The 9050-nt window shown below is 59.6% G+C and carries 6 protein-coding genes and 1 rRNA gene; all 7 read left to right on the plus strand.

The annotated features are described in order from the left end of the window. The first annotated feature begins 8 nt into the window (after positions 1-8). Entirely contained in the window at positions 9-1130 is a 1122-nt protein-coding gene (locus INF35_RS09180) for a zinc ribbon domain-containing protein (protein ID WP_193501703.1), read from the plus strand. 100 nt (positions 1131-1230) lie between these two features. Continuing rightward, the gene (locus tag INF35_RS09185) at positions 1231-2049 is read left to right on the plus strand and encodes a hypothetical protein (RefSeq protein ID WP_193501705.1); all 819 of its coding nucleotides are present in this window, start codon (positions 1231-1233) and stop codon (positions 2047-2049) included. Between the two features lie 93 nt (positions 2050-2142). Continuing rightward, the gene (locus INF35_RS09190) at positions 2143-2856 is read left to right on the plus strand and encodes a LytR/AlgR family response regulator transcription factor (protein ID WP_193501707.1); all 714 of its coding nucleotides are present in this window, start codon (positions 2143-2145) and stop codon (positions 2854-2856) included. Further along, positions 2856-4154 (plus strand): ATP-binding protein, encoded by a 1299-nt coding sequence (locus INF35_RS09195; RefSeq protein WP_193501709.1) that lies wholly within the window; start codon positions 2856-2858, stop codon positions 4152-4154. The genes INF35_RS09190 and INF35_RS09195 overlap by 1 nt, the downstream gene beginning before the upstream one ends. Positions 4155-4368: 214 nt before the next feature. Then, positions 4369-4773, plus strand: coding sequence for a hypothetical protein (locus tag INF35_RS09200; protein WP_193501711.1), 405 nt, complete (start codon positions 4369-4371; stop codon positions 4771-4773). A 4-nt stretch (positions 4774-4777) separates the two neighbouring features. Continuing rightward, positions 4778-7930: a beta-glucosidase gene (locus INF35_RS09205; RefSeq protein ID WP_193501713.1), complete on the plus strand. Its 3153-nt coding sequence runs from the start codon at positions 4778-4780 to the stop codon at positions 7928-7930. Between the two features lie 804 nt (positions 7931-8734). Further along, positions 8735-9050: ribosomal RNA gene (locus INF35_RS09210) — 16S ribosomal RNA — on the plus strand; the annotation flags it as partial.

Genomic DNA, 9050 nt, shown 5'->3' on the forward strand with positions numbered 1-9050 from the left:
AGAGGAATGTGACTACCATGACCTGCAAATACTGCGGCAGAGAAATCACCAATCCCAAAGCAAGATTCTGTCCCGGGTGCGGCAAACCGCTGGACAGCAGCCCGCAGCCCCAGAATGCTCCGCAGAACCAGCGGCAGACCAGAGCCCGCCGGCCCAGCAACTCCCGGCCGGAATGGGATACCTATCAGGACCCCAACCGCTGGATGAAGTGGGTCATCGCGGTGGTGGTGATCGTTGTCGTTCTGGTGGCGGCACTGGTCATATGGGGCATGACTTTCCTGAACGGCGAGAGTATCCTCAGCCTTTTCATGGAGGACAAGGACACCGGCAGCCATACCCAGTCCCAGGTGATAGATGATGCACCTTCCTCGTCCTACTCCTCCTCTCTGGCCACAGCACGGCCCGATGAGGAAGAGGAAGAAGAGGACGCCTATGTGGAGCCCGCCCAGGCCAGCGACAGCCAGGTAGTGCTGCGCAATGTGCCCGACGACGCGGTCATCACGGTGAACGGCGCCGAGGTGGATTATGAAATGGTGGGCCACGACGCAGTGGTCCAGCGCTCCTACATCCCCGATGTGGCACAGGTGCGGGTCATTGCTCCGGTGGACGGCGGCGGCTGGCAGACGGCGGCCGTCTGGTACAACTACAAGTACGGCAACGATATGACCATGGGAGATTCCGGCGATTACGGCCAGTATGTCTCCTGCGACGCCGACGGCAAGGCGGAGCCTTCCGAAAAAGTGGTGGATGTGCTGACCTGGGCCTACTATGACGGTTTCCTGCGCTGCATCAACGATCAGACGCTGAGCTATATGGCCTTCTCCACCGCCACCAACACCTCCGACCAGAGCGAGAACGTTTTCAGCGACGCAAACTCCAAAAACATCTACGATGTGGACGACTTTACCGCGGTGTGCGATCCCGAATCCATCCTGTATCAGGACGGCAAGGTCATCTACAATGCCTACTTCCGCAGCACCTGCACCCGCCGTTCCACCGGGGACAGCAAGCAGGTGGAAAACCACCGCACCATTGAGCTGGTGTGGGAGGACGGCGTCTGGAAGGTCAACCGCATCGCATTCCTGAGCGAGGACGACTTCAACGCCCGCAACTACGCACAGCTTCCCTGACGGGAACCAAACCATCCAACAGAATTCCCCGGCGGCATGTTCTGCCGCCGGGGAATTGCTGTATACGGCCAAACCGGACCTGAAAAGGAGATACACAGCCATGCAATGCAAAAAATGCGGACAGAATATCACCAATCCCCGGGCAAAATTCTGCCCGGTCTGCGGCAGCCCTCTGGAACAGACTTCGTCCTCCGGCAATTCCGCCCCGTCTCCCCGCACCTCTGCCGCCCGGCCCGCAAAACGCCGGGAAAACTGGGAACGGTATGAATCCCCCTACGCCTGGGTGAAATGGGTGGTGCTGGCCGTGGCTGTGGTGGTGCTGGCCGTGGGGGCAGCGGTGGCCATGGTTCTGCTCAACCAGCAGGCCGGGAAGGAAAATCCCCGGCGGGAGGATCCCTCCGGCAGCAGTTCGGTGACCGCGGCTGCTTCGCCCACGCCCGCGCCGGAAGAAACGCCCTCCCCGGCGCCGGAGGAGGATGAGGAGGAAGAGGTCCCCACCCCCATGCCGGAACCCACCCCCACGCCGGAGCCTGCCCTTCCCCAGTATGACGGGGAAACCATTGCCCTGCCCGGCGGCGGAACCGCCCCGGTGGAGGACTTCCTCTTCCCCTACAGCAGCACGGAATTGCTCACCTACGATGACCTGGATAGGGCCTTCGGGGATATGGCGACTACCGACGCAGCCCTGCTGAGCCAGCACGCCATCAATGAGATCTATGCCCGCTACGGCTACAACTTCCATCCGGACAAGAGCGAAAGCGCCCAGCTGGCCTACGATTATTTCAACGCTCTGGACTGGTACACGGCCATCTGCGGCAGCAACACCGCGTCCAACACCGGCGAGGTGCCGGTCAGCGATGTGGAACAGAGCAACATCGAGACCATTGTGATCTGGCAGGAAAACCACGGCTGCCGCTGATCCCGTGACAGCCCGGCACAAATGTGATAGGATGAAAAACACCCGCGACTGCGGCAGGAACGATCCGGCGGCAGCAGATAGGAGGGCGGCATCATGAAAATCTGCATCCTGGAGGATGACAAGGCACAGGCGGAGCGGATGGCGCAGTATCTGGACCGATACCATCGGGAGCACGCCGACTTCAGCTATGAGCTGGAACGCTATGCCCGGGCTTTCGACCTGCTGGAGGATTACCGGGGAGATGCTGACCTGCTGTTTCTGGACATTCGCCTGCCCGACCAGCTGGGCATCGAGACCGCCCGCCGCATCCGGGAAAAGGATGCCCGGGTCATGATCGTCTTTGTGACCAACCTGGCACAGTATGCCATCGAGGGATACTCGGTCCAGGCCTTTGACTACATTCTCAAGCCGGTGGACTACTTTGCCTTTTCGGTCAAGCTGGAACGGGCGCTGCGGGCGCTGTCCGCCCGGGCGGACGGCCCGGTGCTGGACATCAAAACTCGGGAAGGCCTTTTGCGGCGCATCCCGGCGGGCAGCATCCTCTATATCGAGGTGCAGGCCCACGATGTCTTTCTCCACACCGGCACCGAGGTCATCCGCCAGTGGGGCACCCTTTCCCGTTACGAGGAACTGCTGCAGGGGGCTCACTTTGCCCGGTGCAGTACCAGCTGCCTGGTCAACCTGAAATACGTGCGGACGGTGCAAAAAGACCGGGTTCTGGTGGGGCAGGACAGCCTGACCGTCACCCGCACCCGCCGCAAGGAATTTCTGCAGGCTCTGGCTCAATACAAAGGAGGGACCCCCTGATGCCGCTCTGGTATGATGCCCACTGGCAGGCTCTGCTGCTTTTTCAGGCCATGTGCGGTGTGTTTGTCTTCAGCTATTCTCTGGAACGGCGCCGGCATTTTGTTCTGCGGCTGACGCTGGGACTGGCTGCCGGCATGATCCTTGTGGAAATCGTCACCCGGCTGCTTTTTGCCCGGGGTATGATGGCCGAATTCACGGTCATCACCATATTGTATCTTCTGCTCAACCTGCTGGTCTGGTTCTGCTACAACGAGTCGGTCTGGACAGTGCTGTTTGTCACCGCGTCGGGCTATGTGCTGCAGGACATGGCCAGCGACATCAAGGCGGCGCTGCGATACACCATGCCCTTCTCCTTCTTCCGGGACCTTGCCTCCACCACCCCCGGCGTGCTGCTGTTCGACCTTGTCTGTTACGGCGGGCTGTATCTGGCGGGATACTTTCTCTTCCGCCCCTTTACCCGGCAGGGACCGGGGGATCTGGACAGCAAGTACAAGGCGCTGTTCTCGGTGGCAGTGCTCTTCCTTTGTGCGGGACTGACCCGTCTCACCCGGGACGGACAGCAGCACAGCATTTCTCTGAATCTGAGCCTCTATCTCTACCGTCTGCTGTCCGACTCCCTTATCCTCATTGTGCAGTACAGTGTCATGGAGCGGGCACTGATGGCCGGACGGGTGGAGGCCATGCAGGAGATCGTGCACCGCCAGCACAGCCAGTATCAGGCCAGCAAGGACCGGGTGCGGCAGATCAATGAGAAATACCACGACCTCAAGCAGCTGCTGGCCCAGTTCCGGGGCAAGGTGCCGGAAAACCAGGTGGACGCCCTGGAAAAAAGCATCAGCACCTACGAGGATGTGGTCCATACCGGCAGCGAGGTGCTGGACGTGGTGCTGGGAGAAAAGCGGGAACGCTGCCGTCTGCGAGACATCCAGCTGACCTGCTATGCCGACGGCGCGGGCCTTGCCTTTGTAGACGGTCTGGACCTGTACAGCCTGCTGGGGGACGCCCTGGACAACGCCCTCCGGGCAGCGGCCCGCATGCCGGAGGGACAGCGTTTTATCACCTTTACTGCCCGGCGGGAAGGGGATATGGCGGCCATTCACATCGAAAACCCTGCCCCCGACGTGGTGGAGCTGGAAAACGGTCTGCCCCGGGATCCCCGTGACAGGGCGTATGCGGGGTTCGGCATGCGCAGCATGCAGCGCACGGCAGCCAAGTACGGCGGCTCCCTGGCTGTCAAGCAGAAGGACGGTATGTTCTATCTGGATGTTCTGCTGTTTGACCCCGGCAAGAAACAATGACGGCCTGTCTGTGAGCATTCTGTGTAAAAAATGTGTCAACTGTGATAGAAAAGATACCAACTATGCGGTTTCTGTTGAGGGAACCGCATTTTTTTTGTACAGTTTAACCGAAAAAGCGGCACGGCCCTGCCCGGGGCGGAAAGGAGGGAAGTCCGCCTGTTGGGGCGGTCCTGCGGGCGGGGCAGTGCGCGGAAAGAATCAAGGAGGAACAGAAATGAAGAACAGTCTCTTCAAGGACAAGAGCTACGGCTTTTTCGTCACCCTGGCCCTGATTGCGGTGACGGTGGTCGCAGCCATTGTCTACACGGTGCTGTACAACGGCTCGCGGTATTTCTCGGCCCCGGCCACCGGCTTTTTGCTGGGCGGCGCGGTGGTTGCGCTGGCCATGTGCTTCACCAAGGCGGCCAAGTGGGCCTGCGCGGTCCTGGCGCTGGCAGATTTCATCGGCCTGCTGTTTTACATCTACGGCATCTACTTCTATGTGTCGGTCGTTATGGTCGGCATCCAGGCGTCTACCTTCAACTGGCAGTTCCAGCTCTGCACGGTGCTGTTTGCGGCGCTGCTGGTGGTCAATGTGGTCAACGTCTTTCTGAAGCAGGTCAAGGAAAAGGAGGAATGAGCCCATGAAGACAAAGACCCTTCATCTGGTGCAGAAAATCTGCACCGTGGCCCTGACGCTGGTGTTCGGCTTCTCCTACACCGGCAGCGTCATCGCCATGCAGAACGTGGACGCCATCAACAGCGCCCTGGGCACCTCTTCTTTCAAGACCGTCGTCAGCGAGGAAGCGGCCAGCCAGGACAGCGAATACTTCAAGTCCGAGTATGAGGACCTGGCGTCCCTCATCGACGCCGGCGCCAAGATGACCGAGGAGGCCATGGCGGAAGGCGCCGTCCTGCTCAAAAACGACAACAACGCCCTGCCCATCGCCTCGGGCAGCAACGTGAGCGTGTTCGGCATCACCAGCGCCGACCCCATCTACGGCGGCACCGGTTCCGGCTCGGTGGATACCTCCAAGGCTGTGGACTACTACACCGCCTTTGAGGCCGCCGGCCTGACCCTGAACCCCACCCTGAAACAGAACTACAGCGAGACCTGGTACGTGGCCCCCTCCGGCGGCGACTGGATGGGCAACGGCGCCGAGCCCTACGATCCCACCATCCACTTCCGCCGTTACTCCGCCGGCTGGGCCGGCAGCGGCGGCATCTACATCGGCGGTGTGCCATGGGATATGGTCACCTCCGCTGCGGGTGACACCTTTGCCAGTTACGGCGACGCCGCCATCTACATCATCGGCCGTGTGGGCGGCGAAGGCTCCGACCTGGATATGGACAGCACTGTGGACGGCTACGAGGGTGACTTCCTCCACCTGACCCAGAAGGAAATGGATACCCTCAAGGGCCTGAAAGCCCTCAAGGATCAGGGCGTCTTCAAGAAGGTCGTCATGATCATCAACTCCGCCAGCATGCTGTCCGCCGACTTCATCTCCGATGAGCAGTACGGCATCGACGCCTGCCTGTGGGTGGGCACTCTGGGCCAGAACGGCGCCACCGCTGTGGGCAAGCTGCTCACCGGCGAGTATGTGCCCTCCGGCAAGACCACCGATACCTTCTGGATGAGCCATGACATGAACCCCGTCAACGTCAACTACGGCTACCAGGAGTATCTGGAGTCCGACACCTACGGCATCACCAGCAAGGCGGGCAACATGTTCGTGCCCGAGCCCACCCTCAACGCCTACACCGTCTACCAGGAAGGCATGTATCTGGGCTACCGCTACACCGAGACCCGCTATGAGGACGCCGTTCTGGGCGCTGCCAATGTGGGCGATTACAACTACTCCCAGGTGGTGGCATTCCCCTTTGGCTACGGCCTGTCCTACACCACCTTCGCCTACTCCAACCTGAGCGTCTCCAAGACCGATGACCGCACCTACACCGTATCCATCGATGTTACCAACACCGGCAGCCAGTACTCCGGCAAGGAGAGCGTGCAGGTCTACGTCTCCAAGCCCTACGGCGACTACGCCAAGGAAAACCAGATCCAGGTTCCCTCCGTGGAGCTGGTCAACTTCGGCAAGACCCAGATCCTGGCCCCCGGCCAGACCGAGACCCTGACCATCCAGGTGGATGAAAAGTACTTCACCTCCTACGATGTCTACGGCGCAGGCACCTACGTGCTCATGCCCGGCGACTACTACCTGACCGTGGCCGCCAACTCTCACCAGGCCGTCAACAACATCCTGGCCGCCAAGGGCGCCGATCCCGCCCGCATGGTAGGCACCGGCGATGCTGCCATGACCTGGAAGACCACCCTGGCCCTGGATACCGAGACCTACTCGGTCTCCGACGCCACCGGCAACGAGATCACCAACCTCTTCGACTACGCCGACATCAACCGCTACGAAGGCCGCGGCGACAACAGCGTCAAATACTATGACCGCGCCGACTGGGCGGGCACCGTCTCCCTCGACCGGGAGAACGGCCGTCCCACCATCACCGCCACCGAGCAGATGGCTCAGGATATCCTCAAGCAGTGCCCCGTGGAGTACGGCATCGCCATCCCGGCGGATACCGCTGAGACCGCTTATCCCGCCTACGAGATGGATTCCGGCCTGACCCTCATCGACATGATGGGCGTGGACTATGACGATCCCCAGTGGGACGCCTTCATGGATCAGCTGTCCTGGAACGAGACCGCCAAGCTGGTCTCCAACGGCTACCACATGACCGCCATGGTGGACTCTGTGGGCAAGCCCGAGACCAGTGACGAAAACGGCCCCAACGGCTTCAACCAGACCTACAACACCCAGAAGGAAGGCCTGGCCTACCGCACTGAAGTCGCCGCGGGCAATGTCAACGCGGACGGCAGCCTGACTGAGAACGCCGATCCCAACGGTTCCAAAAAGACCACCGCTTTCCCGGCCAACGGCATCATTGCCGCCACCTACAACCGTGACCTGGCCTACCGTGTGGGCAAGATCATCGGCGAGGACGGCATCTGGTCCGGCATGGCAGGTCTGTACGGCATCGGCGCCAACATCCACCGCAGCCCCTACCTGGGCCGTACCGCTGAGTACTACAGCGAATGCGGCACCCTCACCGGCATGATGGCCGCCGCCGAATGCCAGGGCATTGAGGAGAAGGGCGTGCACGTTTACAACAAGCACTGCGTGGTCAACGACCAGGAGACCGCCCGTCACGGCGTGGCCGTCTGGATCAGCGAGCAGGCCCTGCGCGAGATCTACCTGCGCGCCTTTGAGCTGCCCATCACCGAGGGCGGCGCCTACGGCACCATGGCTTCCTTCGCCCGTCTGGGCACCATGGCCGGCCCCTCCGACGGCACCCTGGGCCAGGATTTCCTGCGCGGCGAGTGCGGCATGAAGGGCGCTATCGTCACCGACATGTACACCGACATGAACGGCGCACAGGACAACTCCCCCTACTTTGAGCTGGCCTACGGCATCTACACCGGCGGCTGCGACATTCCCGACGGCAGCGGCCATGAGGGCCAGTTCGACGCCTACCGTCCCGACAGCGACGGCACCGGCGACTACGCCACCATGGCCTGGCAGATGCGTGAGTCTGCCAAGCGCGTCTGCTACGCCACCGTTAACTCCAACGCCATGAACGGCATTGCTGTGGGCACCGAGATCGTGCCCAGCATGCCCTGGTGGCAGCAGCTGCTCTACGGCGTTGTCATCGGCAGCGGTGTGCTGCTGGTGCTGTGCGCCGCTTGGATCGTGGTCACCGCTACCCGCAAGCGCAAGAAGGCATAATGGCGCTGAACCGACATCCAGAGTCTTCTCTTTCATCTTTTACAGGATTCTAATATGATCCGGGATTCCCCGGCGAGGGCTTCGGCCTTCGCCGGGGTTTTCTTTATGTGGAGGGACTTCTCTATATATGATAAGTATATATAGAGGGGGCGGCGGAAAGAAACCGGAATGCAGTACCCGCCGGACAAGCATCCAAAGGCTGTACAAATTGTGTGGAAAAACCTGTCAGACCACCATATACAGACTGCCCAAAACTGAAGCAAAAAAATTATCGAAAAACCTCAAAAAAGGTGTTGACATTTGAGCTGGGAAGATGTATTATAGTCAAGCTGTCGCGAACGACAGGCCCTGAAAAAAGGCGACAAACCGGAGATAACGAGACTTGCTCCTGATTGCGGGAGGCTCAGTTACCCGGCAAACCCCTTTCGGAAGGCCGCCGAAAGCACAGCGAAAAACCTCGAAAAAAGTTCTTGACAAAAGACTTTGGATGAGGTAAAATAAATAAGCTGTTTTGATGAGGCAATGCCGCTTCAAGCAGCGCCGGCCGAACGGCCGGGCGGCTTCAAAAAATCTTCAAAAAAGTTCTTGACAAACGGAACTGAATGAGATATAATAAACAAGCTGCCCGCGAGAAACGGTCGGCACAGGACCTTGAAAATTGAACAATACTGAAACTTGTGGAACCTTGAACGTGTTTGGAAAGAACACGATAAACAATTCCAAAAACAAGTAATTCGACAGGACGCAAGCGATTGTGTCTGAGAAATTACAGAGATTTAACACTTTGTAAGTGATTAAATACCATTTATAAAGAGTTTGATCCTGGCTCAGGACGAACGCTGGCGGCGCGCCTAACACATGCAAGTCGAACGGAGCATTGAGAAGCTTGCTTTTTAATGCTTAGTGGCGAACGGGTGAGTAACGCGTGAGTAACCTGCCCTCGAGTGGGGGACAACAGTTGGAAACGACTGCTAATACCGCATAAGACCACGGAGCCGCATGGCTCAGAGGTAAAAGGATTTATTCGCTTGAGGATGGACTCGCGTCCAATTAGCTAGTTGGTGAGGTAACGGCCCACCAAGGCGACGATTGGTAGCCGGACTGAGAGGTTGATCGGCCA

Source organism: Gemmiger gallinarum, assembly GCF_014982805.1.
GTDB classification, from domain to species: Bacteria; Bacillota; Clostridia; order Oscillospirales; family Ruminococcaceae; genus Gemmiger; species Gemmiger gallinarum.

Bases quoted from the DNA above. Each gene is read 5' to 3' on its own strand.
- INF35_RS09185 (WP_193501705.1), top strand. From the start codon at position 1,231: ATGCAATGCAAAAAATGCGGACAGAATATCACCAATCCCCGGGCAAAA.
- INF35_RS09190 (WP_193501707.1), top strand. From the start codon at position 2,143: ATGAAAATCTGCATCCTGGAGGATGACAAGGCACAGGCGGAGCGGATG.
- INF35_RS09195 (WP_193501709.1), top strand. From the start codon at position 2,856: ATGCCGCTCTGGTATGATGCCCACTGGCAGGCTCTGCTGCTTTTTCAG.
- INF35_RS09200 (WP_193501711.1), top strand. From the start codon at position 4,369: ATGAAGAACAGTCTCTTCAAGGACAAGAGCTACGGCTTTTTCGTCACC.
- INF35_RS09205 (WP_193501713.1), top strand. From the start codon at position 4,778: ATGAAGACAAAGACCCTTCATCTGGTGCAGAAAATCTGCACCGTGGCC.